We start from the raw sequence: 15,023 nt of genomic DNA on the forward strand, positions 1-15,023 counted from the left end.
CGAGTGCACTCCGTGAAGGGACACGTGGAGCCATGCGCAGCATCCGAACCGCGGCCGTAGGCGCCGTCACCCTGTCTCTCGCCCTGGCCGCGTCGGCCTGCGGAGGCGGTTCGTCGAACGGCGGCGGGTCCAACGACTCGCCGAAGAGCCTGACCTACTGGGCCTCGAACCAGGGCGCGAGCATCGAGGTCGACAAGAAGGTCCTCCGGCCGGAGCTCGACAAGTTCGAGCAGCAGACCGGCATCAAGGTGAAGCTGGAGGTCGTCCCCTGGTCGGATCTGCTCAACCGGATCCTCACCGCGACCACCTCCGGCCAGGGCCCCGACGTCCTCAACATAGGCAACACCTGGAGCGCCTCCCTCCAGGCCACCGGGGCGCTGCTGCCGTGGGACGAGAAGAACTTCGCCGCGATCGGCGGCCGGGACCGCTTCGTCGACTCGGCGCTCGGCTCGACCGGCGCACAGGGCCAGGACCCGGCCGCGGTCCCCCTGTACTCGATGGCGTACGCGCTCTACTACAACAAGAAGATGTTCGCCGACGCGGGCATCACGAAGCCGCCGGCCACCTGGGCGGAGCTGATCGAGGACGGCAAGAAGCTCTCCAAGGACGGCAAGTGGGGCCTCGGCGCCGAGGGGTCGAACCCGGCGGAGAACATCCACCACGCCTTCGTCTTCGCCAAGCAGCACGGCGCCGACTTCTTCACCGCCGACGGCAAGCCGGACTTCACCGACGACGGCGTGGTCGCCGCGGTCGAGCAGTACGTCGGCCTGATGGCCAAGGACAAGATCATCGCCCCGGGCAACGCCGAGTACGCCCAGAACCAGTCCGTCAGCGACTTCGCCAAGGGCAAGAACGCGATGCTGCTGTGGCAGTCCGCGTCCGCCAACCTCAGGTCCCAGGGCATGAACGAGGCCGACTACGGCATCGCCCCGGTGCCCGTGCAGTCCGGCACCCCCGGCACCGGCGCGAACGTCAACTCCATGGTCGCCGGCATCAATCTGGCCGTCTTCAAGAACACCGACAACCTCGACGGCGCCCGGCAGTTCGTGAGGTTCATGACCAGCGACGCCGAGCAGAAGATCCTCAACACGGCCTACAGCTCCATCCCGCCGGTCAAGGCGGCCCAGGCGGACCCCTCCTTCAACGCGCCCGCCAACGCCGTCCTCAAGAACACCCTCGCCACCAGCGCCGCCGCGCTCCCGCAGGTCGCCGACGAGTCGCAGTTCGAGACGGCCGTCGGCACCGCCATCAAGGAGCTGTTCGCCGACGCGGCCGCCGGGCGCCCGGTCACCACCGCCTCGGTGAGGGCCGCGCTGGAGAAGGCCCAGCAGCAGATGCCGGCGAAGTGAGCGAGATGACCAGCACAGTCGAACTCCCGGTGCGCGAGGGACGTCCCGGGGCGGCGGCGCCCGACGCGCGCCGCGGCCGCCGCCCGGGCCGGATCCGCCGCGTCGGCCTGCCCTATCTGCTCCTTCTGCCCGCCCTCGCCCTCGAACTCCTCGTCCACCTGGTGCCGATGGTCATCGGCGTGGTGATGAGCTTCAAGCAGCTCACGCAGTTCTACATCCGCGACTGGGGCACCGCGCCCTGGAGCGGCCTCGACAACTACCGGATGTCGGTGGACTTCGACGCCCCCGTCGGCGAGGCCCTGCTGCACTCCTTCCTCGTCACCGTCGGCTTCACCCTGCTCTCGGTCGGCCTGTGCTGGCTGATCGGCACGGCCGCCGCGATCTGCATGCAGGACGCCTTCCGCGGCCGAGGCCTGCTCAGGGCGCTGTTCCTGGTGCCGTACGCGCTGCCGGTCTACGCGGCCGTCATCACCTGGGTGTTCATGTTCCAGCACGACAACGGCCTGGTGAACCACGTCCTGCACGACCAGCTGCACCTCACCGACAAGCCGTCCTTCTGGCTGATCGGCGACAACGCCTTCTGGGCGCTGCTGACCGTGTCCGTGTGGAAGGGCTGGCCGTTCGCCTTCCTCATCGTCATGGCCGGACTCCAGAACATCCCCCGGGAGCTGTACGAGGCGGCCTCGATCGACGGCGCCGGCCTGTGGCAGCAGATCCGCCGCATCACCCTGCCGTCGCTGCGCCCGGTGAACCAGGTCCTGGTCCTGGTGCTGTTCCTGTGGACGTTCAACGACTTCAACACGCCGTACGTCCTGTTCGGCAGGACCGCCCCCCAGTCCGGGGACCTCATCTCCGTGCACATCTACCAGGCGTCGTTCGTCACCTGGAACTTCGGCACCGGCTCCGCCATGTCCGTACTCCTGCTGCTGTTCCTGCTGCTGGTGACCGGCGGGTACCTGTTCCTCACGTCGCGCGGAACGCGCGGAAGGAAGGCGGCCACCCGTGCCACGCGTGCCTGACTCCCCGATGGCGCCGCCGCGTTCGTTCCTGTGGACCCGGCGGATCTTCCTGACCCTGCTCAGCGGCTTCGTCCTGCTCCCCGTGTACGTCATGGTCTCCAGCTCGCTCAAGCCCCTCGCCGATGTCACCGGCGCGTTCCGCTGGGTGCCGAGCGGGCTGACCGTCCGGCCGTACATCGACATCTGGTCGACGGTCCCGCTCGCCCGGTACTTCGTGAACTCGCTGATCGTGGCGGGCGCGGCGACGCTCGCCTCGGTGGTGATCGCGGTCTTCTCGGCGTACGCCGTCAGCCGCTACGAGTTCCGTGGCAAGCGCGTCTTCACCGTGACCGTCCTGTCCACGCAGATGTTCCCGGGCATCCTCTTCCTCCTCCCGCTGTTCCTGATCTACGTCAACATCGGCAACGCCACCGGGATCGCCCTGTTCGGCTCCCGTGGCGGGCTGATCCTGACGTATCTGACCTTCTCCCTGCCGTTCGCGATCTGGATGCTCATCGGGTACTTCGACTCGGTGCCGCGCGATCTGGACGAGGCGGCCCTGGTGGACGGCTGCGGGCCCCTCGGCGCCCTGTTCCGCGTCGTCGTACCGGCCGCCGTCCCCGGGATCGTCGCCGTCGCGGTCTACGCCTTCATGACCGCCTGGGGCGAGGTGCTCTTCGCGTCGGTGATGACCAACGACACCACGCGCACCCTCGCCGTCGGCCTGCAGGGCTACTCCACGCTCAACGACGTGTACTGGAACCAGATCATGGCCGCCTCGCTGGTCGTGAGCGTCCCGGTCGTCGCGGGCTTCCTCCTTCTCCAGCGCTATCTCGTCGCCGGACTGACGGCGGGTGCCGTCAAGTGACCCACCCCGAAAGGACCTACGTGACCATCGACCTCGACGCCTTCCCGCACGACTTCCTGTGGGGCACGGCCACGGCGGCGTACCAGATCGAGGGAGCCGTGGCGGAGGACGGCCGTTCGCCGTCGATCTGGGACACCTTCTCGCACACCCCCGGCAAGACCGACAACGGCGACACCGGCGACGTGGCCTGCGACCACTACCACCGCTGGCGCGAGGACATCGCGCTCATGCGCCGGCTCGGCACCAACGCCTACCGGCTGTCGATCGCCTGGCCGCGGGTGCTGCCCGGCGGCGACGGACCGGTCAACACCCAGGGCCTCGACTTCTACGACCGGCTGATCGACGCCCTGCTGGAGGCGGGCATCACCCCGTCCGTCACCCTCTACCACTGGGACCTGCCGCAGGCGCTCCAGGACCGGGGCGGCTGGCCCGAGCGGGAGACCGCCGAGCACTTCGCGGCGTACGCCTCGGTCGTCGCCGGACGTCTCGGCGACCGCGTCAGCCACTGGACGACCCTGAACGAGCCGCTCTGCTCGGCCTGGATCGGCCATCTCGACGGCACGATGGCCCCCGGTCTCACCGACCTGACCGCCGCCGTCCGCGCCTCCTACCACCTGCTGCTCGGACACGGCCTGGCGGCGCGGGCCGTCCGCGCCGCCGCCCCCGGGGCCCGGGTGGGCATCGTGAACAACCTGTCCACCATCCACCCCGCCACCGACCGCCCCGAGGACGTGGCGGCCGCCCGCCGCATGGACGGCCATGTCAACCGCTGGTGGCTGGACCCGGTCCACGGCCGCGGCTTCCCGGCGGACATGCGGGAGCTCTACGGCGTCGAACTCCCGGAGCAGCCGGGCGACTTGGCGGCCATCGGGGCGCCGCTGGACTGGCTGGGCCTGAACTACTACTTCCCGCAGACCGTCGCCGACGACCCGGACGGCCCCGCCCCCTACGCCGTCGCCGTCCGCCGCGACGGCGTGCCGCGCACCGGTATGGACTGGGAGATCGACGCGAGCGGCATCGAGACGCTGCTGCTGCGGCTCACCGACGAGTACGGGGCGCGCACGCTGTACGTCACGGAGAACGGCTCCGCCTTCCCGGACGTCGTACGCCCCGACGGCACCGTCGACGACCCCGAGCGCCAGGACTACCTGGTCCGGCATCTCGCCGCCTGCGCCTCGGCCGTCCGCAAGGGCGCCCCGCTCGCCGGGTACTTCGCCTGGTCGCTGCTGGACAACTTCGAGTGGGCCTACGGCTACGCGAAGCGGTTCGGTCTCGTGCACGTGGACTACCGGACCCAGGTCCGCACGATCAAGGGCAGCGGCCGCCTGTACGCGGACATCGTCCGCGACCACCGCGCCCGCTCCCGCCGGGCGGCCTGACCCGGACCGCGGTGGGCGCGGGAGCCGGAGCCCGCGTCCACCGCATCCCCGTATTTGTTGGCAGCGTCAACACCGTGTGCGCGACCGACCCCGAGGGCGGGTTTCCCCTCGCCGTCAAGGTGCTGCACCGGGACTTCGCCTCCGACACCGCCCACCGGGCCCGCTTCCGGCGGGAGACCGCCATGCTGCGCAAGGTCACCGGCCCCTACCTCGTCCCGCTGGTCGACGCCGACCCCGACGCCGAACTGTTCTGTGGACAGTACGCCGATCTCTTCGTCAGAATCGCGGGGTCTGCTGGAGCAGCTCGGGCGACAGCTGCGTCGAGGTCGCCCTCACCGAGCAGGCCGTCCGCGTACGGGACTCCAAGGATGTGACGCGTCCTCACTTCGCGGTCGGGCGTGAGGGTTGGTCGCGGTTCGTGGGGTTCGTGACGCGGGTGTGAGGCGTCGTAGGTCCCGGCGGTCGAGCTTGGTGCGACCGCCGGGGTGCCGGCACGCCGGGATCAGTTGGCCAGTTTCGTCCGCTCGACGTAGGCGACCTTCAGGGACGCGATGTCGGACAGCTCGTGGCCGTCCTCCAGCGTGTCGTAGTCGTTGAACTCGCTGCTGTCGGAGTCGGATTTGCCGGCCGCCAGGTGGACCGAGCCGATGTAGGTCTGGCCGACGAAGTCGCCGTCCTCGTCGAAGGCGTTGACGATCACCGAGTAGTTGGCGGGTTCGCCGCCCTTGTTGGTGATCTTGTACTTGAACTCGTAGGTGGTGTCGTCGGACGAGTCGTCGTCCGTCGAGTCGCAGTCGTTGTACGAGTAGTCGTCCTCGTCGTCGCAGTACGCGTCGTCGGAGTCGTCGCTCTCCTGCGTGACGAGCTTGCCGCCGGTGATGCTGACGTGGTCCATGGCGTCGCCGTCGTCGGCCAGCGCCCACCAGGTGACGCCCCCGGCGGCGAGCAGGACGGCGACGGCGGCGCCGATTATCAGGGCGCGTCTTCCCCGGCGGTTCGGCGGGGGAGGAGGGGCCCACGGCAGGGGAGCGGTGGGCGGCGCCGGGGGCATCGGAGGGTGCGAGGACTCCACGAGTTCGGGCTCGGAGATCGCGGACTGGGGCTCCGGCTGCTCGGGCGCTTTGTCGGACATATACGGTCCTGCCTTGTCGTGAGGATCGGACGGGTTCGGGAACGTGGACGCTGAAGTCATCGTCCATTCAACGGGGTCTCGCTCAAAGGGTGTTGTCGGGCAGGTAGACGTACGCGCCGAGGACGTCGGCCGGCTTCTGGGCCGTCACCGACAGGCCCCGGACGATCTCGCCGGAGGCGGTCCGCACCCGCCGGTGGGCCGCGTCCAGTTCGGCGGCGAGCTCGTCGCCGAACGCCTCCACATGCCCGCGCACATCCGGGAGTTGACTCAGGATGCGGGTCATCGTGCGCTCGCCGAAGTGGGAGTCCGTGTTCTGCGACGCCGTCGCCTCCAGCAGGGCCGCCGCCCGCTCGTGCGGCAGCCAGACCGCGTTCCTCGGCGCGCCCTCGAAGGCCAGCAGGCGCGCGTCCTCCGCCACCAGCTGCCGCTCACCGTTCCTCGATGGCAGCGTCAGATGGAAGCGGTACCGGACCAGCAGCAACGTCGTCCGCGTACGCACCGCGTCCGTCGTGATCACACCGCAGCGGCGCGCCGGACGGGCGCCCTCCGCCTGGGTGTCCAGGGCCGCGTTCAGGACGTGCGTCGCCAGTGCGCCCACCACCGGGTCCGTGCGGACCAGGGCCGCCTCGCCGCGCGCCACCGCCGGATCGGCGCGGAAGGGGATCGGCCGGTCCCGCTCGATCGCCTCCGCGCCCACCGTCGACGCCAGCGCGTCCCGCAGGCCCGCCGGGGTGCCGCCCACCTGGACGGTGAACTCCTCGCCGTCGCCGCGCAGCACCGCGCCGAGCGCGCCCAGCGACTCCCGTACGAACGTCCTGACCTCGCCCGCGTCGCCCAGTGCCTGACGGATCGAGGCGACCTCGCGGGCCACCTCCTCCGGGTGGATCGAGCGCTGGGCGAAGCGTGAGCGGGAGGCGCGCTCGCGCTCGGCCGCCGAGTTCCAGTCGCTCTCCAGCTTCTCCTTGCCGGCCTTGAAGGCGTCCGCGCCGAACAGGGCGTCCTCGTTCTCGCGGCCCCGCATCAGCAGCCATTCCACGATCGCGTCCGTCACGCCCGTCGACAGCTCGTCGGGGACGGACACCGAGATGCCGAGGTCCTTCTTGATCTGGCGGTGCTTCTTGATGAGCACCTCCAGGACCTTGCCGTCGATGCCGTTGTCGTCGCCGTAGAGCGTGATGACCCGGACCTCGTCGCGGCGCTGGCCGTACCGGTCGACGCGGCCCTCGCGCTGGTCGTGACGAGTGGGGTTCCAGGCCAGGTCGTAGTGGACGACCGCGTCGAAGTGGTGCTGGAGGTTGACGCCCTCGGAGAGGCAGTCCGTGGCGATCAGCACCCTGCGGGCCGCCGCGTCGTCGCCGGCCTCCGCCGCCAGCTCCTCGATCCGCTCGACGCGCTGCTGCGGGGACAGCTCGCCCGTGACCGCCTTGACGACCGTCCTCGCGCCCAGCGGGCCGCGCTTCCTCGTCTGCGGGTCGTTCTCCAACTGCTCGGCCAGGTACGTCGCCGTCGGGATGTAGCGGCAGAAGACGATCGGGTGGTAGCCGTCGGCCAGCAGCGCCTTGAGGTGCCTGATCAGCGCCTTCAGCTTGAGGTCCTGCTCCGGGCCCTCCAACCGGGCGGCCCGTTGGGCGAGTTCGGCCAGCGGGGAGCCCGTCGTCGTCTCCGCGCCCGGCGCCACGTCCATGCCCTCCATGGCGTCGCTGTCCGCCGCGTCGCCGCTCAGCGGGGCGCCCAGCCTGTCGGCCTCCTCCGCGCTCGCCGCGATCGCCGCCACCGAACGCGTCGTCAGGGTCTGCGCCGCCGCCCGTGGCGACGACACCAGCGAGCGCAGCAGCGCGATCGCGGACCACCAGGCGATCCGCGCCTCCCGCCGCCCCTGACCGCCCGCCTCCTCGACGCGCTCACCCGCGTACGCGATCGCGTCGTCCAGCAGGGCCCGGTACTCGGGGGACAGTCGGTACGTCTCGTCCTTGAAGTAGCGGTCCGAGGGGAACGCGGTGCGCTCGGCGAGCGAGTCGTCCGCGAGGCCGTCCTCCTTCGTGAGGTACTGACGTACGTCCGCCCGCTTGCGCGCCACGAAGTGCCGGGCGAGCAGCTTCCGGCCCGCCTCCGACTCCAGGTCCACCTCGGCCAGCTCCGGCCGGACCAGCCCGAGCAGGTTGCGGAACGCGGACTCCTTGCCGCTGTGCGGGGTCGCCGTCACCAGCAGCAGATGACGGTCCGCGTCCGCCCCCACCCGGCGCAGCAGCTCGTAGCGCAGCTGGCTCTGCGCGCTCGACGACGCGTCGCCCGCCGTCACGCACGTGTGCGCCTCGTCCACGATCACCAGGTCGGGGCAGTGGCGTACGAAGTCGTCGCGGTGGCGCGGGGACTTGATGAAGTCCGTGGACACGATGACGTGGGGGTACCTGGCGAACAGCGACTGCCCCAGGTCCAGGCCCCGTTCGAGGCGGGACACGGTGGACGCCAGCACGAGTTCCGCGTCGATGCCGAACTTGCCGCGCAGCTCCTGCTGCCACTGCTCCGCCAGAGCCGGGGAGCACAGCACCGCCAGTCCCGTCGCCTCGCCCTGCGCCAGCAGCTCGCTCGCGATCAGGCCCGCCTCGACCGTCTTGCCGATACCGACGTCGTCCGAGATCAGCATGCGGACCGTCTTCTGGCGCAGCGCCATCAGCAGCGGGACCAGCTGGTACGCGCGCGGCTCCACCGCGATGCCCGCCAGCGAGCGGAACGGACCCGCGCCCGAGCGGAACCCCACCCGCAGCGCCGTACGCAGCAGACCGGCGGCCCGCTGGTCGCCGAGGTCGGACGGCTCGGGCGGCGCGAAGCGGGCCTCCTCCACCGGCTCGAACGGGAGGACGGCCGCGATGTCGTCGTCCGATCCGCCGAGGGGGCGCAGCACCAGCAGGTCGGGCTCGCTCTCGGGGAGCACCACCCACTCGCGGCCACGGGCCTTCACCAGGGATCCGGCGGAGAACGTGAATGCCATAGCGATCGTCAAATCCTCGGTCAGTCGGCCGTAGTGGAGCCGAAGTAGCGGGTGTGGGCGGCGGCGACGGCGTCCCAGTCGGCGCCGTGCGCGAAGCGGACGACGTCCCAGGTGGCGTCGAACAGCCGCTCCTCCGCGTCGGCGTCACGCAGCGCGCCCGCGTCGGTCGCCGGGCCGTCGACGAACACCGCGACCCGCGCGCCCGGCAGCCGGTACACGAAGTCCGGCGCCGCGTCCGCCTCCGTCACGTACACGTCCTTCTCGTCCGGCAGCCGCAGACCGCGCGCCTTCACCCACCCCAGGAAGTCGCCCCGCGCGGCCAGGTCGGCGGCGGACTCCTCGACGGGCGTCGGCTCCGGCTCGCTGAGCAGCCTGCGGTACCGCTGCGAACGGGACTCGCCGCGCGGGGCGCGTTCCACCGTCGCCGACGCGAACCGCACCAGCGGACCGGCCACCGTGTGCCGGTCGATCCGGGCGTGGTCGAGCTGGTTGCCGTACGTGAGCAGGCAGTCGTAGCAGCCGAGCGCGCAGGCCCGCCCGGGGCGGTGCTCCTCGCCGCCCTCGTCCCGGCCGTCCGCCGAGAAGTGGCAGATGTCCAGCGCGCGGCGGGCCGCCCTGGCGAGGGCGTCGTCCTCCGCCTGGAGGCGGCGCAGCACACCCGCGCCGCCCTCCGCCGCCTCCATGAACAGGATGCGCCGCCTCGGGCCGTCGTCCGGCGGCAGCAGCTCGCCGGCCAGCTCGGCGTCCTCCAGCTCGAACTCCGCCTCGATGCCCCGCTCCAGCGCGTACATCAGGGTGAGCGCGATCGGCTCGGGCAGCGCCTCGTCGAGGGTGACGACGAGGATGTTGCGCCGGTCCTCCACGAACGGCACGACCCGCTTCCTGCGGCGCCGCTCGTTGCCGTCCGCGTCCACCAGCGGCAGCTCGCCGGAGTCGCCGGACGCCTCGGCCGCGTCCTTGTCGTTCATCCAACGGCCGTCCGCGAGGTCCAGCCAGTAGCCCGGCGGCTCGCCCGAACGGGCGCGGACCCGGCCGGTGTTGGTGACGCGGACCGTCGCGGAGTCGCCGTAGGTGAGCCGCGCCAACCGCCCGTGCCGGTCCGCGACCGTCGCGTCGAGGCGCCCCTCGCGGATGCCGTGGTCGTGGAAGCGGTACGACGTCTCCAGCCGGAATCCGGCCCGGCGCCGCTCCTCCTCGTCCGAGGAGATCCGCTCCCGGCGGGTGGTGTACACGGTGTGCAGGTGCAGCAGTCCGTACGTCGCCGCGCCCAGCGTCTCGCCGCAGAAGCCGCAGCGGTCCTCGCGCTCCTTCGGCTCGTGGTGGTAGCCGCAGTGCGCGCAGCGCCGCGCCTCGCCCGTGGTCAGCTCGCCCGAGGAGTCCGGCGGGAGCTGCACGCGGGTCACCTGGTAGCGGGCGCCCTCGTGGTAGATCAGCGCGCCGGGGCCGAACTCGCGGACGGCGAGGAAGCGGGGGCGCTGGAGGTAGTCGCCGTCGCCCCGGCGGCGGCCGGCCGTCGGGATGTACGCGGCCAGCGGCAGGCGCGGGAAGCTGTAGCCCGGCAGGAAGCCCTCGGACGCCAGATAGCGGTACGGGTTGAAGTCGGAGAGCACCGACATGCTGTCGGCGCTCTCGTTCATGAGGAGGTTCAGCTGCGTCTCGGCCTCGCGGCGGCGGGCGTCGGCACGGTTGCGGTCGCTCTCGGTGAGGCCGTAGTCCAGGCGCCGCCTGTTCTGCACGTACTGGTCGTCCAGCGCGGCCCGGAACAGGGCGCGCCAGCGGTCGAAGGCACGGTCGAAGCGCTCAGCGACGGTCCGGACCTTGTCGTCGATCCAGTCGTCGTGCCACCACGTCGTCTCGGCGAACTCCCCGAACAGCGGCCCGAGCACGCGCCGCGCCGCGTCCACCGTGCGCCACCGCGCGCCCTCGTCGAGCGACTTCTCCCGGATCCCGGGCAGCAGATGCAGGGCGGGGTCCGGGCGGTCGCCCGTGTCCGGGTACGACACGTCCAGCACGTCGGGGACGGAGCGGCCCAGGCGCAGGCCCGCCTCGGCGATCCAGATGCCCTGGAGATGGGAGAGGACCAGATCCTCGTTGGCCAGGTCCAGGCGGGGCGGGGCCACCGCGCCCGCCACCATGCGCTCGGAGCGGCGGAAGTAGTACTGGTCGTGGCCGTTGCCCGTCGCGCAGTACGTCGTCACCAGGGCGGGCTGCCCGCTGCGGCCCGCGCGGCCCGAACGCTGGGCGTAATGGGCGGGCGTGGGCGGCACATTGCGCATCATCACCGCGTTGAGCGAGGAGATGTCGACGCCCAGCTCCATGGTGGGGGAGCAGTACAGCAGCTTCAACTCCGCCTTGCGGAACGCCTCTTCGCGGGCCTCGCGGTCCTTCGGCGACACCTGCGCGGTGTGCTCGCGGGCGTACAGGCCGGACAGGGCGTCGGCCGCCTCCCGGTACAGGCCGCGGAAGAAGGTGTTGACGCGCGGGCCGTCGCCGCTCTGGTAGGTGCGGGTGAGCGGGTCGTGCGCGCCCGACTCGCCCGTGCCGGCGCGCCACACCAGCGACTGGGCGGCCACCCGGTAGCCGGTCGCCACGGGGGACGACGTCCCGCGGAAGCGGCCGGCCCGCTGGGGCGCCTCCTCCACCTCCTTCACCAGGCCCGCCTTCGTCAGCACCCTCAGCAACTCGGTGACGACCAGCTGGAGATCGTCGTGGCCCAGGTCGTGGAAGGCCCGGTCCGAGCGCCGCAGGTATCTGCCGTACTTGCCGCGCGCCGACAGGAACAGGCCGGAGCGGTCCATGCCCGGCCGGGACGGGTGCGGATAGGCGGTGCCGATCCGGGGTTTGTCGGCGGAGGACAGGACCCACGGGTCCACCAGCCGCTCCTCGCTCGCGCGCCGGAGGGAGTCGAAGGCGTCGTCGCGGAAGTACGACACGTCGATGGCGAGCGACCGGCGCATCTCGTCGAGCAGCGCCTTCATCACCTCGGCCCGCAGCACCGGGTCGGCGTCCCGCAGCGCCCGGTGGGTGCCCGCCCAGCGGTCCTGCTGGGCGGCGACCCAGTCCAGGTCCTCGTAGCCGATCTCCAGCAGGCCGGTCTGCTCCAGGTTGGGCATGGTGACGCGCCAGCCGCGCTCCAGGTCCAGATAGAGCCGGAAGGCGACCACGTCGCGCAGGGTGCGGGCCGCGTTGCGGGCGAGCGACGGCGGAAGGTCGGCCTCGCCGGTGCAGTCGGCGGGGGAGACCGCGAGCGCCTTGGTGACCTCCGAGGCCAGCTCCTCGTGGTGCAGACCGTCCTCGCCGGCGTCCAGGGCGGCCCGGTACAGCGCCCCGCGCAACTGGGTGATCTGCACGAAGTCGTTGAAGTGGCCAGCCTGGAGGGAGGCGTCCTGCCGGTTGTCGACGAAGGTGAGGAGCTTGCGCGCCTCCTTGTCCAGGGCCTCCCGCGGCACCGACCTCAGCGAGCGGACGATCGACGCCGAGACCAGCGAGGTCGCCGAGGAGCGGCCCTCCTGGTCCAGCGTGGCCAGCTTGGCGAAGTCCCGGCCGCGCGTCTGCTCGTAGGCCACACCACAGTGCAGGCAGAAGAGGAAGGGGGAGGGGATGAAGGCCGCCTTCAGCTCGCCCCGCCCCTCGCGGCCGAAGGGGTCGACGGTGACGGCCCTCGGGACGCGGTCGCGGTAGGCGCCCTTGACGACCTCCTGGTCCCGATCGTCCGACTCCAGCCAGGATTCGGGCAGTCGGCGGTCGTCGACGGCGTCCTGGACGTCGGACGGCCACGCGCGCTCATGGTCGATGTACAGATAGCCGTCGCCCTGTCGGCCGCCGGTCGCCGAGGTGTCGCGGCGGGCCGCGTAGCGCACCTCGCCGTCCTGCTCGGTGCGCCACACCGTCAGATACTCCTGGCCGCACTCCCGGCAGAAGGCGAGCGGCATCAGCAACTTGCCGCCGCTGCCGGGCTGTTCGAGCTGGTAGGAGCGGGTCAGATGGCGGTCGGCCTTGCTCTCCAGGGTGACGTACACCGTGTCCCCCTTGGAGAGGAACTGGTGCAGGCGGAACGCGAACAACGGCCGTTCGTCACGGGGGTCGAGCGCCCGGGAGCCGGCCTCCAGGGTGGCGCGGATCGCCTGCGCGCACCGCTCCTCGTCGACGCCCGACATCGCGTGCAGCTCCCGCGCCGCGACCTCGATCCGCGTCGGCGGTCGGCGGACGAGACGGCCCGTGGCGGCGTCCTCGGCCAGGCCGAAGCGGTCCTCGATCCACCGGGCGAGCGGATCGCGGACCAGCTCGTCGTAGGCGCGCGGGGCGGGGGCGGTGAGGCGCTCGGCCGGTACGGTGGCGGGCGCCTCGCCGGTCGCGCGGACCAGGGTCTCGCCGATGACGTGCTCGGCGCGGACCGTCGTACCGAACAGCGTGCTCGCCACCCCGGCGACCACCTGCCGCTGCTCCTCCAGGGTGCCCTCGGTCGACATGGTCGCCGATGTGCCGACGCACTGGAGGCTCCCCGCCGCGCAGGCCTCGCGGACCCGGCGGATCAGCAGGGCCACGTCGGCGCCCTGGCGGCCGCGATAGGTGTGCAGTTCGTCGAAGACGAGGAACTCCAGGCCCCGCGCCATCCTGATCAGGCTCGCCCGGTCGGCCGGGCGGGTCAGCATCAGCTCCAGCATCACGTAGTTGGTGAGCAGGATGTCCGGCGGGTCGTCGCGGATCTCCCTGCGTCTCGCGTCGTCCTCCTGACCGGTGTAGCGGGCGAAGGTGACCGGCTCGCGTCCGGGGCCGTAGCCGTCGCGCAGGTACTTCTCCAGCTCCCGCAGCTGGCTGTTGGCGAGCGCGTTCATCGGATACACGATGATCGCCCGGACGCGCTTCGGGGCGTCCGGGCCCCCGGCGTCCCGTGCGCGCAGCACCCGGTCGACGATCGGCACGATGTAGGAGAGCGACTTGCCGGAGCCGGTGCCGGTCGTCAGCACGTACGACGCCCCCGAGGCGGCGGCGTCGACGGCGTCGCGCTGGTGCCGGTGCAGGAGCAGCGGTCGGCCGTCGCAGACCGTGCCGCCCTCGGTCTTCCGCGCCTGGAAGACGCGGGCGCACTCGGGATGCAGCACCTTCTGCCGGACGAGCTCGACCACCGTGCCACCGCTCTCGAAGAACGGGTTGAGCGACAACCACGGGTTGGGCCACTGGGACTTGTCGTCGAGGTCCTTCCCGACGTACGCCCTGATCCGCTCGTCGCGGATGACCGTGCCGCCCTCCGTGAAGGAGCGGTAGTCGCGGATCAGGGCCCGGTGGACGCCGAAGACGTCCATGGTGGTGCCGGACGCGGTCACCGGGGCGGGCGGCCGCCGCGGGGCGGGCTCGTGCGGAGGGGACGTGGGGTCCAGGTGGCTCCAGGCGGGGATCAGGCAGCCACCGTCCCGTGGCGGAGCGGCGAGCGGAAGCAGGGCGTCCCGTACGGCCACGGCGTCGGCCGGGCGGTCGGCCGGCCGCTTCGCGAGCAACCGGTCGACGAGACGGGCCAGTTCGGCGGGAACCTCGCCGCGGACCGCGCGGACCGGACCGGGCTCCTGATGGACGTGCCGCTCGGCCAGTTCGTACGCCGCATCGCCCGTGAACGGGGGGACGCCGACCAGCATCTCGTACAGCACACAGCCCAGCGCGTAGAGGTCGGCGGCCTGCGTCACCCGCTGGGCCCGGCACTGCTCGGGCGCCATGTACCGGGCGGTGCCCGCGCCGACGCCCGTGCCGGTCAGGCGGGTCCGGTCCGGGTCGTCGACGACGCCGCCCATGCCGAAGTCGAGCACCTTGACCCTGCCGCCCCGGGTGAGCATGACGTTGGCGGGCTTCAGGTCCCGGTGGACCACGCCCCGCGCGTGCGCGGCGGCGAGGCCGGCGGCCACCTGGGCGCCGATGGCGGCGGCCCAGGAGACGGGGAGCCGCGGCTCCTCCTCGATGAGGTCGCGCAGCGAGGCGCCGTCCAGGTACTCCATCGCCAGATAGGGCAGACCGTCGCGGTCCGCGGCGAGGCCGCCGGCGATGAGCCGGGTGAGGTTGGGGTGGTCGTCCAGGTGGCGCAGGATGCCGACCTCGCGGGCGAAGCGCTCCACGGCCTCGGTGTCGTCGCCGGTGTCGACGCGGATGCCGGTGCGGCGGCGCAGGATCGTCTTCACGGCGACCACGCGCTCGGGCGAGCCCTCGGGAGCCCACAGGTCCTCGGCCCGGTGGACCTCGCCCATGGCTCCTCTGCCGATGACGCGCACGATGCGGAATCTGCCGTCGACGAGCTCGTGGCCCACTGCCGCTTCCCTGCCTTC

Annotated in this window: 8 protein-coding genes; 5 read left to right on the forward strand and 3 right to left on the reverse strand. The window is 71.9% G+C overall.

Features of this window, described 5'->3' with window-relative positions; all coding sequences use genetic code 11:
* Positions 1-32 precede the first annotated feature (32 nt).
* The 5 genes from ACZ5NW_RS03155 to ACZ5NW_RS03175 all read left to right on the forward strand — a co-directional run bounded on the left by ACZ5NW_RS03155 (position 33) and on the right by ACZ5NW_RS03175 (position 5,036).
* Entirely contained in the window at positions 33-1,349 is a 1,317-nt protein-coding gene (locus ACZ5NW_RS03155) for an ABC transporter substrate-binding protein (protein ID WP_468741963.1), read from the forward strand.
* A gap of 5 nt (positions 1,350-1,354) precedes the next feature.
* Positions 1,355-2,368, forward strand: coding sequence for a carbohydrate ABC transporter permease (locus ACZ5NW_RS03160; protein WP_468741964.1), 1,014 nt, complete (start codon positions 1,355-1,357; stop codon positions 2,366-2,368).
* A gap of 7 nt (positions 2,369-2,375) precedes the next feature.
* Positions 2,376-3,215 carry a carbohydrate ABC transporter permease gene (locus ACZ5NW_RS03165; RefSeq protein ID WP_468742971.1) on the forward strand — a complete coding sequence of 280 codons (840 nt, stop codon included), beginning with the start codon at positions 2,376-2,378 and terminating at the stop codon, positions 3,213-3,215.
* Between the two features lie 20 nt (positions 3,216-3,235).
* The gene (locus ACZ5NW_RS03170; protein ID WP_468741965.1) at positions 3,236-4,594 is read left to right on the forward strand and encodes a GH1 family beta-glucosidase; all 1,359 of its coding nucleotides are present in this window, start codon (positions 3,236-3,238) and stop codon (positions 4,592-4,594) included.
* A 250-nt stretch (positions 4,595-4,844) separates the two neighbouring features.
* Entirely contained in the window at positions 4,845-5,036 is a 192-nt protein-coding gene (locus ACZ5NW_RS03175) for a DUF397 domain-containing protein (RefSeq protein WP_468742972.1), read from the forward strand.
* A 60-nt stretch (positions 5,037-5,096) separates the two neighbouring features.
* Here ACZ5NW_RS03175 and ACZ5NW_RS03180 read toward each other — a convergent pair whose 3' ends face one another.
* From ACZ5NW_RS03180 to ACZ5NW_RS03190, 3 genes are all read right to left on the reverse strand, one after another.
* The gene (locus ACZ5NW_RS03180) at positions 5,097-5,726 is read right to left on the reverse strand and encodes a hypothetical protein (protein ID WP_468741966.1); all 630 of its coding nucleotides are present in this window, start codon (positions 5,724-5,726) and stop codon (positions 5,097-5,099) included.
* 82 nt (positions 5,727-5,808) lie between these two features.
* Positions 5,809-8,715 carry a helicase-related protein gene (locus tag ACZ5NW_RS03185; protein WP_468741967.1) on the reverse strand — a complete coding sequence of 969 codons (2,907 nt, stop codon included), beginning with the start codon at positions 8,713-8,715 and terminating at the stop codon, positions 5,809-5,811.
* A gap of 20 nt (positions 8,716-8,735) precedes the next feature.
* Positions 8,736-15,005, reverse strand: coding sequence for a protein kinase domain-containing protein (locus tag ACZ5NW_RS03190; RefSeq protein WP_468741968.1), 6,270 nt, complete (start codon positions 15,003-15,005; stop codon positions 8,736-8,738).
* Between the last annotated feature and the right edge of the window lie 18 nt (positions 15,006-15,023).

It is taken from the genome of Streptomyces sp. NPDC032126, from assembly GCF_055580085.1.

What these genes read in the sequence shown, in the direction of transcription:
- ACZ5NW_RS03180 (WP_468741966.1), bottom strand. Translation starts at nt 5,726, where the DNA reads ATGTCCGACAAAGCGCCCGAGCAGCCGGAGCCCCAGTCCGCGATCTCC.
- ACZ5NW_RS03185 (WP_468741967.1), bottom strand. Translation starts at nt 8,715, where the DNA reads ATGGCATTCACGTTCTCCGCCGGATCCCTGGTGAAGGCCCGTGGCCGC.
- ACZ5NW_RS03160 (WP_468741964.1), top strand. Translation starts at nt 1,355, where the DNA reads ATGACCAGCACAGTCGAACTCCCGGTGCGCGAGGGACGTCCCGGGGCG.
- ACZ5NW_RS03165 (WP_468742971.1), top strand. Translation starts at nt 2,376, where the DNA reads ATGGCGCCGCCGCGTTCGTTCCTGTGGACCCGGCGGATCTTCCTGACC.
- ACZ5NW_RS03155 (WP_468741963.1), top strand. Translation starts at nt 33, where the DNA reads ATGCGCAGCATCCGAACCGCGGCCGTAGGCGCCGTCACCCTGTCTCTC.